At 64.7% G+C, this 16,006-nt stretch carries 11 protein-coding genes; 8 read left to right on the forward strand and 3 right to left on the reverse strand.

All coding sequences use genetic code 11. The annotated features are described in order from the left end of the window. The 3 genes from L288_RS40625 to L288_RS43780 form a co-directional block, all read left to right on the forward strand. A partial coding sequence (locus tag L288_RS40625) for an efflux RND transporter periplasmic adaptor subunit (RefSeq protein WP_021239932.1) occupies positions 1-600 on the forward strand: 600 nt, incomplete at its 5' end. A gap of 2 nt (positions 601-602) precedes the next feature. After that, a complete protein-coding gene (locus L288_RS40630; protein ID WP_021239933.1) occupies positions 603-3,818 on the forward strand; it encodes an efflux RND transporter permease subunit in 3,216 nt (1,071 codons plus the stop codon). A gap of 9 nt (positions 3,819-3,827) precedes the next feature. Further along, a complete protein-coding gene (locus L288_RS43780; protein WP_021239934.1) occupies positions 3,828-4,289 on the forward strand; it encodes an SDR family NAD(P)-dependent oxidoreductase in 462 nt (153 codons plus the stop codon). A gap of 7 nt (positions 4,290-4,296) precedes the next feature. Here L288_RS43780 and L288_RS40640 read toward each other — a convergent pair whose 3' ends face one another. Further along, the gene (locus L288_RS40640; protein ID WP_021239935.1) at positions 4,297-5,190 is read right to left on the reverse strand and encodes an AraC family transcriptional regulator; all 894 of its coding nucleotides are present in this window, start codon (positions 5,188-5,190) and stop codon (positions 4,297-4,299) included. A gap of 130 nt (positions 5,191-5,320) precedes the next feature. On the opposite strand from L288_RS40640, the gene L288_RS40645 reads away from it, so the two are divergent. Continuing rightward, on the forward strand, positions 5,321-6,076 hold the full coding sequence (locus L288_RS40645; protein WP_021239936.1) for an SDR family NAD(P)-dependent oxidoreductase: 756 nt from the start codon (positions 5,321-5,323) through the stop codon (positions 6,074-6,076). A gap of 436 nt (positions 6,077-6,512) precedes the next feature. Next, a complete protein-coding gene (locus tag L288_RS40650; RefSeq protein WP_021239937.1) occupies positions 6,513-9,032 on the forward strand; it encodes a TonB-dependent receptor in 2,520 nt (839 codons plus the stop codon). A gap of 22 nt (positions 9,033-9,054) precedes the next feature. Here L288_RS40650 and L288_RS40655 read toward each other — a convergent pair whose 3' ends face one another. Both L288_RS40655 and L288_RS40660 read right to left on the reverse strand, forming a co-directional pair. Next, the gene (locus L288_RS40655) at positions 9,055-10,071 is read right to left on the reverse strand and encodes a FecR family protein (RefSeq protein ID WP_021239938.1); all 1,017 of its coding nucleotides are present in this window, start codon (positions 10,069-10,071) and stop codon (positions 9,055-9,057) included. Continuing rightward, complete coding sequence (locus tag L288_RS40660; RefSeq protein ID WP_021239939.1) at positions 10,068-10,544, reverse strand: RNA polymerase sigma factor; 477 nt, start codon at positions 10,542-10,544, stop codon at positions 10,068-10,070. Before L288_RS40660 ends, L288_RS40655 begins: the two co-directional genes overlap by 4 nt. 215 nt (positions 10,545-10,759) lie before the next feature. Here L288_RS40660 and L288_RS40665 point away from each other — a divergent pair, with 215 nt between their 5' ends. The 3 genes from L288_RS40665 to L288_RS40675 all read left to right on the forward strand — a co-directional run. After that, entirely contained in the window at positions 10,760-13,090 is a 2,331-nt protein-coding gene (locus L288_RS40665) for a TonB-dependent receptor (RefSeq protein WP_021239940.1), read from the forward strand. 79 nt (positions 13,091-13,169) lie between these two features. Next, positions 13,170-14,624 (forward strand): amidohydrolase, encoded by a 1,455-nt coding sequence (locus L288_RS40670; protein WP_021239941.1) that lies wholly within the window; start codon positions 13,170-13,172, stop codon positions 14,622-14,624. Between the two features lie 67 nt (positions 14,625-14,691). Beyond that, positions 14,692-16,006, forward strand: a 1,315-nt coding sequence (locus L288_RS40675; protein WP_041208784.1) for a dicarboxylate/amino acid:cation symporter, incomplete at its 3' end; no start/stop codon positions are given.

Genomic DNA, 16,006 nt, shown 5'->3' on the forward strand with positions numbered 1-16,006 from the left:
GCCGGCGGCCGCGTGGGCGCGCTCAACCGCGTCGGCATCGCCTCGCCACTGCCCGGCCAGGTGATCGCGCGCAGCGTGACTCTGGGGCAGACGGTCGCGGCGGACGCCGAGTTGTTCAGGGTCGCCGACCTCTCGCATGTAGCGGTAACCCTCGCCCTCTCTCCGGCCGATGCCGGCAAGGTGCGACCCGGATCGGCGATCGAGATCGTCGCCGGGGACCGCAGGTCGGCGGCGCGGGTGAGCTTCGTCTCGCCGATTCTCGACGAGGCGACGCGGCTCGCCACGGTGATCGCGGTCATCGACAACCGCTCGGGCCAATGGCGTGTCGGCGAGCCGGTGACCGCCTCGATCCGGCTGGCCGACAGCGGCACCGGCGCGGTGCTGGTCCCGCAAAGCGCGGTGCAGACCGTCGAAGGCCGCCCGACGGTGTTCGTGCGCACCGCGCATGGCTTCAGGGCCAACCCGGTCACGCTCGGCGCGCCGAGCGGCGACAATATCGTCGTGGCTTCGGGCCTCACCGGCGACGAACAGCTCGCCGGTGCCAACAGCTTCACCCTGAAGGCCGAGCTCGGCAAGGGCGAAGCGGAGCACGGGCACTGATCATGATCGACCGCATCGTCACATTCTCCGTCGAGCGGCGCTGGCTCGTCCTGCTGCTTACGCTGATCGCCATGGGGGTTGGCGGCTGGGCGCTGTCCCGGCTGCCGATCGACGCCGTTCCCGACATCACCAACAACCAGGTGCAGGTGAACGTCACCGCGCCGGCGCTCTCGCCCGAACTGGTCGAGAAGCAGGTCGCCTTTCCGATCGAAAACGCGCTCGCCGGGGTTCCCGGCCTCGAATACACGCGCTCGCTGAGTCGCAACGGCTTTGTCCAGGTGACGGCGGTGTTCAGCGACTCCACCGACATCTATTTCGCGCGCCAGCAGGTCGCCGAGCGGTTGCGGGTCGCCGAGGAGAGCCTGCCCGAGGGGGTGGTCCCGACAATGGGGCCGATCGCCACGGGCCTGGGCGAAGTCTATATGTGGACCGTTCACTTCCAGCATCGGCCGGAAGACACGCATAAGCCCGGCGAGCCGGGAATGCAGCCGGACGGCAGCTACATCACGCCCGAAGGCGACCGGCTCGTCACCGAAGCCGACCAGGCGACCTATCTGCGCACCGCGCAGGACTGGATCGTCGCCCCGCTGCTCAGGAATACGCCGGGCCTTGCCGGGGTCGATGCGATCGGCGGCTATGTGAAGCAGTTCCAGGTCGTGCCCGACGTGCAGCGCCTCGCCGCGCTCGGCATGAACCTGTCCGATCTGGCCCGCGCGCTGGAGGAGAACAATGCCGGCATCGGCGCCGGGGTCGTGGATCGCGGCGGCGAAGGGCTGGCCGTCCGCTCGGACGCGCGCATCCGCAATCTGGGCGAGTTGGCAAGCACCGTCATCGCCACGCGTGCGGGCGTGCCGATCCGGCTGGACCAGGTGGCGCAGGTGCGCCTGGGGCAAGCGATCCGCTATGGCTCGGCCTCGGAGAATGGCCAGGAAGTGGTCGTCGGCACGGCGATCATGCGGATCGGCGAGAACAGCCGGACGGTGGCGACCGCCGTCGCCGGACGGCTGGAGGAGATCAACGCCTCGCTGCCGACCGATGTGGTGGTCCAGCCGGTGCTGGACCGCACGGCGCTGGTTGAGTCCACGATCAAGACGGTGGCGAAGAACCTTGCCGAAGGCGCGCTGCTGGTCATCATCGTGCTGTTCGTGCTGCTCGGCAATTTCCGCGCGGCGCTGATCGCGGCGCTGGTGATCCCGATCACCATGCTGCTGACCAGCTTCGGCATGCTGCGCGGCGGCGTTTCGGCCAACCTGATGAGCCTGGGCGCGCTCGATTTCGGCCTGATCGTCGACGGCGCGGTCATCATCGTCGAGAATGCCCTGCGCCGCATCGCCGAACGGCAGCACCATCATGGCCGCCCCCTCAAGCTTGACGAGCGGCTGGCGGTGGTCGCGCAGGCGGCGCGCGAGATGATCCGGCCCACGGTGTTCGGGCAGGGGATCATCATCCTCGTCTACATCCCGCTGCTGGCCCTGACCGGCGTCGAGGGCAAGACGTTCACGCCGATGGCGCTGACCGTCATCATCGCGCTCGCCTGCGCCTTCGTCCTCTCGCTCACCTTCGTGCCGGCGATGCTGGCTTGCCTGCTCTCCCGGCCGGTGGAAGAGAAGGAGGGGCGGATCATGTCCTGGCTCAAGCGCCGGTACGAGCCGGGGCTGGACCGGGCGATGAAGCGGCCGCGCCTCACCATCGGAGTGGGCGTCGGCGCATTCCTTGCCGGTATCCTCACCTTCTCGCTGCTCGGCCAGGAGTTCCTGCCCCAGCTCGACGAAGGCGACCTGACGGCACAGGTGCTGCGCATCCCCGGCACCTCGGTCGATCAGAGCCAGGCGATGCAATCACGCATCGAGCGTGCCATCGCGCGGCTGCCCGAGGTGCGCTTCGTCTTCTCCAAGACCGGCACGGCGGAACTCGCCTCCGATCCGATGCCCCCCAACATCTCCGACACCTTCATCATCATGAAGCCGCGTGGCCAGTGGCCGGACCGGAACCTGCCCAAAGCCGCGCTGGTAGCCAAGGTGGAGCGGGTGCTCGAAAGCCTGCCCGGTGGCGCGTTCGAGATCAGCCAGCCGATCCAGATGCGGTTCAACGAGCTGATCGCGGGCGTGCGCGGCGACATCGCGGTCAAGGTGTTCGGCGACGATGCCGACGCGATGACCGCGACCGCCAACCGCATCGCCGCGATCCTGCGGAAGACGCGGGGCGCGACCGATGTGCGCGTCGAGCAGACCGAGGGCCTGCCGATGCTCGACATCCGTCCTCGCCGCGACATGATGGCGCGGCTCGGCGTTACCGCGCGCACCGTGCAGGACACGGTATCGGCGGCGGTCGGCGGCCGCGACGCGGGCATGATCTTCGAAGGCGACCGGCGGTTCGCGGTTACCATCCGCCTGTCGGATGCGGCGCGCGCCGATCTCCAGGCGCTGGGCCAGGTGCCAGTGCCGCTGCCGAACGGCGGCTTCGTGCCGCTGCAAAGCGTCGCCGACATTGCCCTTACCGAGGGGCCTAACCAGATCAGCCGCGAGGACGGCAAGCGGCGCGTGGTCGTCCAGGCCAATGTCCGCGGGCGCGACGTGGCCGGGGTCGTCGCCGACGCCCGGGCCGCGATCGCCGCCCAGGTCCGGCTGCCCGCCGGGCAATATCTCGACTGGGGCGGCCAGTTCGAGAACCTGCGCTCGGCCAGCGCGCGGCTGATGCTGGTCGTGCCCGGCTGCTTCGCGCTCATCATCCTGCTGCTGTATGGCGCGCTGCGCAGCGTGCGCGACGCGGCCATCGTGTTCACCGGCGTGCCGCTGGCGCTGGTCGGTGGCGTGCTCGCCCTGTTCGCGCGCGGCATGCCCTTCTCGATCTCGGCGGCGGTGGGGTTCATCGCCCTGTCCGGCATCGCGGTGCTGAACGGCCTTGTCATGGTGACGTCGATCCAGAACCTGATGGCGCGCGGGATGGATCGGGCGACGGCGGTGCGTGAGGGCGCGACGATGCGCCTGCGCCCGGTGGTGATGACCGCGCTGGTCGCGAGCCTCGGCTTCGTGCCGATGGCGATCGCCACCGGATCGGGGGCGGAGGTACAAAAGCCGCTCGCCACCGTGGTGATCGGCGGCCTCGTCTCCGCGACGCTGCTTACCCTATTCGTGCTGCCCGCGCTCTACGCGCGCTACGGACAGGGTCGGCCGAGGCCCGGCCCGTCGACGCCCGGCATCGTCGCGAAAGGAAACTGACCATGGCCCATGATAACCGCAGGGTCCACACTCACGATCACATCGGCGGACCTATTCCAGCCTGCGTGGCAGGGCGCGCTGCCCACTCTGTACGCGGCGACCGATCCGGCCGCCCGGGACGGGGCCTATTATGGTCCCGACCGGCTCGGCGGCAAGCGCGGATATCCTACGGAGGAGCGGCCGTCGGCAAAGGCTCTCGACACCCCCGACGCGGCGCGCCTCTGGGAGCTATCGGTCGACCTGATCGCTGCCGGCAACGGAGCCATCCGCCGCAGGAAAAGGCAGAATAGTTGCGATCTCTGCTTCCCTCGCCATCGCTCGGTTTCTCCAAATTTGCTGCTACAATGTTTGATGGCGCATGCCTTTGCTCGTCAAGCTTTTGAAGTCGTCGGCCGCAGGGATGCAGGATCCGGCATGTTTTACGTTCGATCAGGCACGAACGCCGAAGCCGATCACCAACGCGGCATCTGACAAATGCCTATGCGGCGATGTTCAGCCGGCCCCGTGCGTCCCGAATATCGCGCGCCGGCGGCTGGCCGAACAGGCGCCCATATTCGCGCGTGAACTGCGGAACGCTTTCATACCCCACGCCATAAGCGGCATTACTCACCGCCTCGCCCAGCGCAAGCATCCGGCGGCGCGCCTCGATCAGGCGAAGCTGCTTCTGGAACTGCAACGGCGTCAGGGAGGTAATGGCGCGAAAATGGGTATGGAAAGCGGAAAGGCTCATACCCGCGGCGCTTGCCAGCGCCTCAATCCGGACGGTTTCCGAATAGCGCTCGCGCAGGATCGCCACCGCGCGGGCGATCCGCCGGGCGTGGCTGTCGGCGACCCCAAGCGCACGGATGGCGCCGCCATGGCTGCTCCGAAGGAGCCAATAATGCAGTTCGCGGACAAGTTGCCGTCCGAGCACCGCAAGCGCCGCAGGCTGATCGAGCAACCGAAGGATACGCAGCGCGGCACCGGCGACTTCGTCTTCGGTCGGATCGACGCGCACGGGCCGTTCCTGCTCGATGGGCGCGGGACCGATCTCTCCCACCAGATCGCTGATGATTTCAGGGCTTAGTTCGAGGACCAGCGAATAATAAGGCAAGATTTGGCTGGCGGCCGTGATCTGGCTGACGGTCGGCACGTCGGTTGTGATCAGGAGGCTGTCGCCAGCCCCGAAGTCGAACGTGCTGCTGCCCATCGTGACGCGCTTGCTGCCTTGCAGGACCAGCGCCACCAGCGGTTTCGACACGGCATATTGCAGCATGGACGGGGCCGTTTCGCGCAGGATGATGAGGCCATCGAGGGGCGTCGCCGCGACCCCGCCGCGATCGGCAAAGGCGTCGGCATAGCGGCGAGCATAGTCCAGAAGCTGATCGGTCATGTCTCCTGATTAAGCCGCCCAACGCCGTGCGGCAACGTGCTCTGCATAATCAGGCAAGGATTACGAAGGATCACGCAACACGGAACGGAGCAGGGGATGCATAAGGCTGCATCTCAACCCGGAGGCATAGATGACCACGATTTCACTCGTTACCGGCGGCAGCCGCGGTCTGGGCCGTAATACCGCCACCAGCATCGCCCGCCATGGAGGCGATGTTATCCTCACCTACCGCAGCGGCAGGGAAAATGCCGACGCCGCCGTCGCGGAAATCGAGGCGCTGGGGCGCAAGGCAGTCGCATTACAGCTTGATACCCGCGATATCTCGGCTTTTCCCGCCTTTGTGGAGGCGTTGCGGTCCGCCCTGTCCGCCACATGGAACCGCGACACGATCGACCACCTCGTCAACAATGCGGGGCATGGCGAGATGGCGGACTTCGCCGCCACGACCGAGGGGCAGTTCGACGCCCTGTTCAGCGTTCACGTCAAGGGCGTGTTCTTCCTGACGCAGGCACTGCTGCCGGTGCTCGCGGATGGAGGCCGCATCATCAACTTCTCTTCCGGCCTGACCCGCGTGTCTTTCCCCGGCTTCTCGGCTTATTCGGCGGCCAAGGGTGCTGTCGAGATCCTGACCATCTACATGGCCAGGGAACTGGGCAGCCGCGGCATCACCGCCAACTGTGTCGCACCCGGCGCGATCGAGACAGACTTCCTGGGCGGCGCGGTACGCGACATTCCCGATTACAATCAGGCCTTCGCCGACATGACCGCACTCGGCCGCGTCGGCGTGCCTGATGACATCGGACCGATGGTGGCGAGCCTGCTTGGCCCGGACAACCGCTGGGTCAACGGACAGTGTATCGAGGTGTCGGGGGGCCAGACAATCTGAGCGCTCCCGAAGACTTGGGAAGACATGCTGGATTTCCTGTCAGCGGCAGACGGGCGCTCGTTGCGACCTGCCGACGATCGTTCGCTTTCGTCTGCACATGAACGCCGAGGGCGCGATGCGGGGGTGAGCTGCACGAAGCAATTGCCACGAGCGCGCGTCAGACGGCGGACCAGATCGCCGTCAAGGGCAGCTCTGGCTATGTCTCAACGCGAGCCAGGACTTGACCATCACTCCAGTCGCGATTGTGCTATAGATCCCGTAGATATCGTCCATGCCGTGGGTGCGGCGCCTTTGTTTTCCGTGCCTTGCCTTCTACATCGGGCGTGCCGGGGATATTCGCGGGGGTTGCGGCGGCTTGCGACCGGGCTGTTTCGCCGATACCGTCCCCGGACGATATTTGTCTCAGCTGCATGCGGGAAATCAGGGATAGAGCCGGTTGTTCGTTCGCATCGTCTGCACCTCGATCCTGTCGGCTGCCGCTGCAACAATGGCCATGGATGCCCAAGCGAGAACCGGCACTGTGGATGTTCCGGCGCAAAGGCTGAGCGTCGCGATCGCGGAACTGGCCAGGCAGGCGCAGGTCGAGATATTGCTGAATGCCCCCGGACTGGAGGAAAGGCGCACGCGGTCCATCCGTGGATCAATGGATGTCGAGGACGCGCTGAAGCATATGACGGAAGGGCTGCGCGTCAGCATTCGCCGCGTCGGCAGGAGCGTCTATATCATCCAGCCCGCCAGGTCCCGCCCGGCACGGGTAGAAGCCCCGGCGCCCTCGATCGGCCCGGAGATACTGGTCACGGCGCGGCGGCGGCCGGAAAGCGGGGCGGAGGTGCCGCTGCTGGTAGCGCGCAGCGATCCCGATGCGCTTCGCAGGCGAGCAGTCCGCACATTGGCCGATCTGGCGCGCGTCACGCCGGGATTCGTCGCCACCGGCCAGACGTCCAGTGCGACCCCGCTGTTGGTCATGCGCGGGCAGCGGCGATCGATCAGCGACCAAAACCGCCTTCCCCTGGTCGTGTATCAGGAAGAGGTGCCATTGCCCAACCAAGCGGCTCTTTCCCCGCTTTACGACATAGCCTCCATCGAGATCCTGCGGGGCCCGCAGGGAACATTGTTCGGCCGCAACACGACCAGCGGCGCAATTTTGCTCCATTCCGTCAAGCCTGGCGACGGCGTGCCATCTTATGTCGAGGCGGATGCCGGTAACTACGGGATGAACCGGATCGAGGGAGCTGTCGAGCTATCCCCGGCTGGCGCATGGTCGCTGCGGATCGCGGCGCAGCGGATGCGCAGGGACGGCTTCATCCGCATGGCGTCGGGCGGAAGGGCGGACGATGCACATAGCGATGCGGCGCGTGCCGTGCTGCGTTTCGCACCGGAAGGACGGTTCAGGTCACTCCTGACGCTCGACATGCTCAATGCGGACGAGCGCGGCTCCGTCCAGATACTGACGGGGGTCTATGGCGGCGGGAGCGCTCGCACAGAAGAAAACGCGCCCTATTTCGATTGTGGCCAAGGCGCATGTGATGTCGACGCCTTGCTGGAGCAGCAACAGCGGCTGGGAAGAAGGACGTCCCAATCGGGGCTTTCACCGCTCTTCAGGCGGCGCTTCCGCGGGGTGACGAACATCATCGAATATGGCGATGACGATCTGCTGCTGCGTAACATCGCTGGTTGGAGGTCGACCAGGATCGTCAATGCCCTGGATGGCGACGGCACGCCGCTGGCAATCAACGATCTCGGCGCTCGCACCAATTTGCGGCAGCTGACCGAGGAAGTTCAGGTGCAGGGCCGGTGGGGCGGAGCGCGTTACATTGCCGGGCTGTTCTTCCTCGAAAGCGCGCCATCGGGGACGATGTTGCAGAAAAGCGCGCAATTCACCCGGCCGGGGAAGCCTGCCGACTTCATCGCCAATTATCAGACCTTCCGAAGCGCGGCACTCTTCGGCCAGGTGGCTGTTCCCCTGGCGCCCCGGCTGACAGCGGACCTGGGACTGCGCTACACCGGAGAGCGCGTGCGCGGCTGTTCCCTGCGCAGCGCGAACGCGGAGCCCCAGTCGCACAACGACTGTATCGGCATGGGGGGATCGCTGTCCTCCTTCAAGTCCGGCCGGTTGACATGGACGGCGGCCCTTACCCGCCGAAGAGGCCAAAGCAGCCTGTATCTGACCAGCCGCCGTGCGTTCCGGTCAGGCGGCTATAACAGCCCGGCGCTGGGTGGCGCACTCGCGCCGTTCCAGCAATTCGGGCCGGAAAGTTTCACTGATCTGGAAGGGGGCGCGAAGGGACGATGGACCCTTGGTCCGATCCATGGCTCTTACGCCGCCGCCATCTACGCCGGTCTCTACCGCAATATCCAGCGGGCGCTGTTCCCCGGTCCCGGCTTCGATGGCGATGGCGATCCCGGCAACGATCCTATTTCCTTCTACGTCAACGTATCGCGCGCCCGCGTGATGGGGATGGATGGCGAACTGGCAGCCAATGCCGGCAGCCATCTGCGCGCGACGGTCAGCTTTTCCTATGTCGACGCGCGCTATACTAGGGTCGACGCGCCTGCCTTGCTGGCGCCGTTGCTGGGCAGCGATCCGATCAACAACCGTTTTTCCTACACGCCGCGCTTCAGCGGGACCGTGAGCCTGGTCCGGGAATTTCCCTTGCCTGATCGGCTGGGGCGGCTGGAACTGGAAGTCGACTATAGCCATGTCAGCACGATCCGCTTCGCCGAACGGGTGAACGATCGTTTCGGCGTTCAGCCTGCTTATGGCCTTTTGGGCGGGGCCATCAGTTGGAGGCGGGTAGGGGGGCGGGCGCTGGACCTGGAAATCTGGGGCCGCAATCTGACGGACCGCTATTATGCCAGCGCTGGCGGGACGCTCAATCCGATGTTCACGGCCGCCACGATCATTCCGGGCGCGCCGCGGACCTTTGGCGTGCGGATGCGTTATTCCTTCGAATAGGATTTTGCCGGGCGTGGCCCGCTCAGGGTTCCACCAGTTCGGCGCCCGTGGCGCTTTCGTTGACCACGCGGGCGATGCCGCTGGCCTCCAGGCTTTGCAGGAAGCCGCGTGTGACACCAGCGCGGAAACTGCCGCTGATCGGCCGCCGGGCGAGCGAGGCGCTGGCGACCACGATCTCCTGCGGGCTGTAGCGGTTGATCTCCGCGACTGCCTGGGCGAGCGGAGTGCGGTCGAAGACGATCATACCCTGCCGCCAGCTAAGTTGCTGAGCGGTGTTCACTGGCGCGATGCTGTAACGGCCTTTCCGCCAGGTCAATTGCATGTCAGGCGACAGCAGCGTGGACTGGGGCGGTTTCCCAGCGGCCGCAGGCATGTCGACGCGCACGCGGCCATGCACAAGCGTCACGCGCACGCCATCGCCGCCCAGATCGCGAACGGCGAAGGCCGTGCCGAGCGCCGTCACCGTCACGCCTTCCGCTTCGACCACGAAGGGTTTGCGGGGATTTTTCGCAACCTCGAAAAAGGCTTCGCCCTGCTTCATACGCGTGCTGCGGCGCGTGTCGCTTTCGCTGACGGTCAGGGTCGATCCGGTGTTGATCGTGATGGTCGATCCGTCCAACATGCGGAAGGATGCCTGCTGACCGGTGCCGGTCGAAAATGTGCGTGCTTCGGCCTGGGCAAGTCTGGGAGGCGTATCCTGATGCCGCTGCCAGGCGATGCCGCCGATCATCACGGCTCCGATAGCTGCCGCCACAGCGACCGGGCGGCGCCAATTGCGGCGCGGACGGCGGTTGGCCAGCGCTCTTTCGCGAATGGCAAGGATTCGGGCGTCGGCGCGCATCTTGCCAGCTCCTTCCCATTCCTGCTCGACGCGTGCCCAGGCTTTGCGATGCGCCTCGTCACGCGCATGCCAATGCTCGAACGCCAGATAATCCTCCGCCGTGGCATTGGGGGAACGGAAATGGCTGAAATAGGCAGCGGCGGTCGCTTCGGGAGAATCGATCTGTTCCAGCGCGCGGGCGTCGAAAGCCTTGCTCATGGCAAGTCCCTCGCGGCGAGGAAACGCACGGCCTTCATCAGGTGCCGCCCGACGGCGCTCGTCGAAATGCCCAGATGCTCACCGATGGCGTCATAGGACATTTCCTCGAAACGGTGCAGGACGAAGGCATCGCGGGTCAGGTCCGGCATCGCCTCCAATGCCTCCACCAGCCGATCGACATCCTCGCGTCCGCGCAGCACGCGTTCTGGCGTGCGATCCTCCACCGGATGGAAGGATTCCGTCAGCTCGCAATGGGCGCTGCGCTCACGGGTTCGATCGCGCCGCGCACGATCGGTCAGGACGCTGGCAGCAACCTGGAACAGATATCCCTCGATATTGCCGATCGCCTCCGCCTGACCGCGCACATGCATGCGCAGCAGCACGTCCTGAACCAGATCGTCGACATCGGCCGCATCGGCCCGCTTGGCGATATAGCGCCGCAACGCGGGCACATAGGCGGTCAGGTCGTGCACGGGAACGACTGGGTCCGGCGATGTCCTGCGTAGCGGGAAGATGGCGTTTTACTCCGGTCGATCCTTGCCGGTTCTTAGCCGAGCGGCGTGAAGAGCGTCATCTGAAATATTTTTGTCATTACCCCGAATGATCGGCGCGCGCTTGCGTCTTGCGATCATCGGCCCTCCTGAAAAACCGAAAAGAGGGCAGAGCCACGATAAGGGGAAATCATACTATGGCCTATCGTACAGCATCCGCATTGCTGCTCGCCAGTTCGCTTGCCGCTATTGCGGCGCCAGGTGCGCATGCCCAGACGCCGCCGCAGATCAGCGACGATCCGGGCGGGGAGATCACCGTCACGGCGCGCCGCCGCGAGGAAAGCGCGCAGACCGTTCCAGTCTCCATCACGGCCTTCAATGAAGAGATGCTGCGCGAAAAGGCCGTGGTCAGCACCCAGGACCTCACCTATACGACACCGGGCCTGAACGTTGCGCCGCAAACCTCGCGTGATACCCCCAGCATCGTGATCCGCGGCCAGCGCCGCGCTACCGCCGGGGCCGCTGCGCCATCGGTCGTCACCTATTTCGCCGATGTGCCGCTGCCTAATGAAGGCAGCATCGTGCCGACCTTCGACGTGGGTTCGATCCAGGTGCTGAAAGGGCCGCAGGGCACACTGTTCGGCCGCAACACGACGGGCGGCGCGCTGCTGCTCTACCCGGTCGCGCCCGACTATGATTTTGGCGGCTACGGCCAGCTGACGCTGGGCTCATATAATGAGCGGACCTTCGAAGGCGCGGTGAACGTTCCGCTCGTCGAGGACAGGGTGGCGCTGCGCCTCGCGGGGCAGATTGCCCGCCGCGACGGCTATACCAAGAATCATGGTGTCGGCGGCGATCTGGACGATCGGCACAATGATGCCTTGCGCGGCTCGCTGCTGCTGGAGCCGGTCGACGGCCTGAAGAACGTCACCGTCTTCGACTATTACAAGGCGAAGGAGAACGGCACCGGCACTATCCTTAACGGCGTCTACCCCAACCCCGCGGTCCCAGGCGGCGGCAACGCCCGCAATGCGGTCAACGCTCCCTATTTTGATTGCGGCGTCGCGGGCTGCGATATCGACATCGCCCTTGCCGAGCAGAAGGCGAACGGCGTGCGCGACGTATCGACCAGCATCGCGCCACGTTCCAACCGCACCTTCTGGGGCATTGCGAACACCACGACGCTGGACGTGGGCGCCGTGACCTTCAAGAACATCTTCGGATATCGCAGGAGCAAGGTCGACGCCGCGCGCGACATGGACGGCTCCTATCTCCAGCTGAACGAAAGCCGTTCGAATACTGCTGTCGAGCAATATTCGAACGAGTTCCAGATCATGGGCAAGCTGTTCAACGACAGGCTCGACTGGATCGTGGGCGCCTTTTACCTGAAGAGCGATCCAACCGGCGTGAATGGCGGGGTCACCTATGCGGCGGTCATTCCGGGCCGTACCTTCACATATAACGAGAATTACAACAGCGCTACGAGCAAGGCGCTGTTCGGCCAGATCGGCTATGCCTTTGGCGGTTTCGCCGATGGCCTGCGCTTCAATGGCGGTTTCCGCTATACCTGGGACAAGTCGTCGGGTTGCTCGGTCGCCGTGCTGTCCACGCTCGACCGTATCGGACCGGATGATTGCGAAGCGCGGGGCGGCAGGACCGGCGCGGAAAAGTCGAAGGCGCCGACCTGGACGCTGGGCTTCGACTATAAGGTCAATGACGACATCTTCCTCTACATCACCAATCGCCGCGGCTATCGCGCGGCGGGTTTCAACCAGAGCGGTCTTTCTTCCTATTTCGACGGCTTTGAAACCTACAAGCCCGAAAAGGTCACCGACTATGAGGCGGGGATCAAGAGCAGCTGGCAGATCGGCGATGTGAAGGGGCGTTTCAATATCGCGGCCTACACCAGCAAATACAGCAACATCCAGCGCTCGATCTTCCCCGGCGCGAACTTCGACGGCGACAATGATCCGTCGAACGATCCGGGCAACCTGATCATCAACGCGGCGAAGGCGACCATCAAGGGCACGGAATTCGACTTTTCGATAACGCCGGTCCGCGGCTTCAGCGTGACGGGCTTTGGCGCCTACACCGATGCCAAATATGATGAATATTCGGCACCGGCCGCTTTCGTGCCGCTGCTTGGCGCCAATCCGGTCAATAACAAATTCTCCTACACGCCCAAATGGACGCTGGGTGCGGGAGCGCGTTACGCGCATGATCTGGGCGGTTTCGCGGAGCTGGTCATCAACGCCAACTGGTTCCACAGTTCCAAGGTCTGGTATGTCGAGCGGCCGCTCGACACCAACGGCACGCAGAAGGCGTATGATACGGTCAACCTGAAGTTCGACCTGAATGACATCGAAGGACGGGGCATCGACCTTGGCCTGTTCGTGCGGAACCTGTTCGACGTCACCTATGCCGCTGCGGGCGGCGTGGTGACGCCGTCCATCACGGCGACGTCTCTGGTCTACAACGAGCCGCGCGTGATCGGCGTGCAGTTGCGCATGGCGTTCGGCGCGCGCTGACGTGTCCGGCTGGCCCGCATGAGAAACGCCTTATGCGGGCCGTCCTTATTTCTGAACCAATATCAAGGGGTGCGTGTCGATGAAGTCAGTTGCCTGGTCCTTGCTCAGCCTGCTTGCGGTATCTGTTTCCGTTCCGGCGCTTGCGGGCCCACTTGCCGAAAGCGATCGCATGGCGATCCTGGCGGACATCGATCGCGATACGCCCTCTCTGGAAAAGAACGCGCTTGCGATCTGGAACTATGCCGAGGTCGGATTTCAGGAGACGAAAAGCTCCGCTCTCCTTCAAAAGACGCTGAAGGCGGCTGGCTTTGCCGTCAAGGCTGGCGTGGCGGGCATGCCGACCGCCTTCATCGCCAGCTTCAAGACCGGCGACGGTCCGGTCATCGGCATTCTGGCGGAATTCGACGCATTGCCCGGCCTGCCGCAGGCCGCCGAGCCGGAGCGTAAACCGATACCGGGCATTGCAGGCCATGGTTGTGGTCATAATCTGTTCGGCGCGGCATCGGTGGAAGCGGCGATCGCGACCAAGAAATGGATGGTCGCGCACGGCATCAAGGGCGAATTGCGCCTCTATGGCGCCCCCGCCGAGGAAGGCGGATCAGGCAAGGTCTTCCTGGTGCGGGAGGGGCTGACCAAAGACGTGTCTGCCATGCTCCACTGGCATCCCGCTGACGGCAATAATGCCTCGCAGGGGCGGGCGCTGGCCAATATCAGCGGCAAGTTCCGCTTCCACGGCATCGCCGCCCACGCAGCCGCCGCGCCTGATCGCGGCCGTTCCGCGCTCGATGGCGTGGAGGCGATGGACAATATGGTCAATATGATGCGCGAGCATGTGCCACAGGAAACGCGCATCCATTATGTGATCACCGATGGCGGCAAGGCGCCCAATGTCGTGCCGGATACCGCCGAGGTCTATTATTATGTCCGCCACCCGGATCAGAAGGTGGTTTCGGAGATCATGGAGCGCGTGAAGAAGGCGGCCGAAGGCGCGGCGCTGGGAACCGGCACGACGGTGGAGTTCGATCAGGTCGGCGGAACGTTCGACCTGCTGCCCAACGACACTTTGGGCCATGTCATGTATGACAATCTCAAAAGTCTGACCTTGCCGTCCCACACTGCGGAGGAACAGGCGTTCATCAGCAAGATACAGTCGACCTTCCCCAAAGGAACCCGCATGGGTGATGGATCGATCGGTCCCTACACCAGCGGACAGGTATCGCCAGCATCGACCGATGTGGGCGATGTGAGCTACACGACCCCCACTGCGGGCATGGTTGCAGCGACATGGGCACCAGGCACGCCGCCGCACAGTTGGCAGGCGGTGGCGGCGAGCGGCACCAGCATCGGCGTGAAGGGCGCCGTCACGGCTGCGAAGACGATTGCGCTGACCGCTGCCCAGCTGTTCCAAAGTCCCGACATATTGGCCGCGGCGAAGGCGGAGCTGGAAAAGCGCCGGGGAGCGGACTTCGTCTATCGTTCGCTGCTGGGAGACAAGGCCCCCTCGCTCGACTACCGCAAATCCGCAAAAGACTGACCCGCATAGCCGCCGGGTCACGCCTGCCGCTGGCCCGGCAATTGCTATTTTCTGAATTGGTGATCTCATGAAATCGCGACTGACGGGTTTCATCCTCATGGGCATGGTCGCGGGGATATTAACCGGTTTCCTGGCCAATTTGTGGGTTGGCGGCGACAAGACGCTGGCGAAGGATGTGGCGGGATATTTTCACCTTCTGGCCGACATCTTCCTTCACCTGATCAAGATGATCATCGCGCCGCTGGTTTTTTCCACGCTGGTTGCTGGCATCGCCCATATGGGGGACAGCGCCGCGCTGGGGCGGATCGGCGGGCGGGCGCTCGCCTGGTTCATCATCGCCAGCCTGATCTCGCTGACGCTGGGCCTCATCTTCGTCAATTTCTTCGCGCCGGGCGAAGGGCTGAACCTCGTCCGGTCGGGCGCGGAATCGGGCGTGAACACCGAAGCGCTCAACTTCAAGGATTTCGTCCTGCACGTCTTCCCCACCTCCATGGTGGGGGCGATGGCGGAAAACTCCATCTTGCAGATCGTCGTCTTCTCCCTGTTCGTGGGCGTGGCGCTGACCGCCATCGGCGACAGGGGCAAGCCGATCATCACCGTCATCGAAGCGATGGTCGAACTGATGCTGCAAGTGACCGGCTATGTCATGCGCATGGCCCCCTTCGCCGTGTTCGGCGCGCTGGCGTCGGCGATCACGACCGAAGGGCTGGGCGTGCTCAAGACCTTCGGCGAGCTTGTCGGCGAATTCTACCTGTCGCTGTTCGCGCTCTGGATAATCCTGTGCTGCGCGGGCGCGCTGTTCCTGGGGCGGCGCATGGGCAAGCTGCTCAAATATGTGCGCGAACCGCTGCTGATCGCCTTCTCCACCGCCTCGTCGGAAGCGGCTTACCCCAAGATGCTGGAGCAGCTCGACCGCTTCGGCGTCCCCCGCCGCATCTACAGCTTCGTGCTGCCGCTGGGCTACAGCTTCAACCTGGACGGGTCGATGATGTATTCGACCTTCGCCACCATCTTCATCGCCCAGGCCTATGGCATCGACCTGCCGATCGCGACGCAGATCACCATCCTGCTGGTGCTGATGGTGACCAGCAAGGGCATCGCCGCCGTTCCCCGCGCCTCCCTGGTGGTGGTGGCGGCGACGCTGGGCCAGTTCGACCTGCCGGTAGAGGGCATAGCCTTCATCCTGGCGGTCGATCACTTCATGGACATGGGCCGCACCGCCACCAACGTGCTGGGCAACGCCATCGCCACATCCGTCATCACCAAATGGGAAGGCATGCTGGAGGTCGAGGAACCCGACTATGTCCCCCATCCCAAAGCCCCGGCCCACACACCCGCCCATGGCCGCGCCGGGCTGGAACTGGCATCCGACATGGTGGAGG

This window comes from Sphingobium quisquiliarum P25, from assembly GCF_000445065.1.
Classification (GTDB): Bacteria; Pseudomonadota; Alphaproteobacteria; order Sphingomonadales; family Sphingomonadaceae; genus Sphingobium; species Sphingobium quisquiliarum.

Coding starts and splice junctions, on each gene's coding strand:
- L288_RS40630 (WP_021239933.1), top strand. CDS start 603: ATGATCGACCGCATCGTCACATTCTCCGTCGAGCGGCGCTGGCTCGTC.
- L288_RS43780 (WP_021239934.1), top strand. CDS start 3,828: ATGATAACCGCAGGGTCCACACTCACGATCACATCGGCGGACCTATTC.
- L288_RS40640 (WP_021239935.1), bottom strand. CDS start 5,190: ATGACCGATCAGCTTCTGGACTATGCTCGCCGCTATGCCGACGCCTTT.
- L288_RS40645 (WP_021239936.1), top strand. CDS start 5,321: ATGACCACGATTTCACTCGTTACCGGCGGCAGCCGCGGTCTGGGCCGT.
- L288_RS40655 (WP_021239938.1), bottom strand. CDS start 10,071: ATGAGCAAGGCTTTCGACGCCCGCGCGCTGGAACAGATCGATTCTCCC.
- L288_RS40665 (WP_021239940.1), top strand. CDS start 10,760: ATGGCCTATCGTACAGCATCCGCATTGCTGCTCGCCAGTTCGCTTGCC.
- L288_RS40670 (WP_021239941.1), top strand. CDS start 13,170: ATGAAGTCAGTTGCCTGGTCCTTGCTCAGCCTGCTTGCGGTATCTGTT.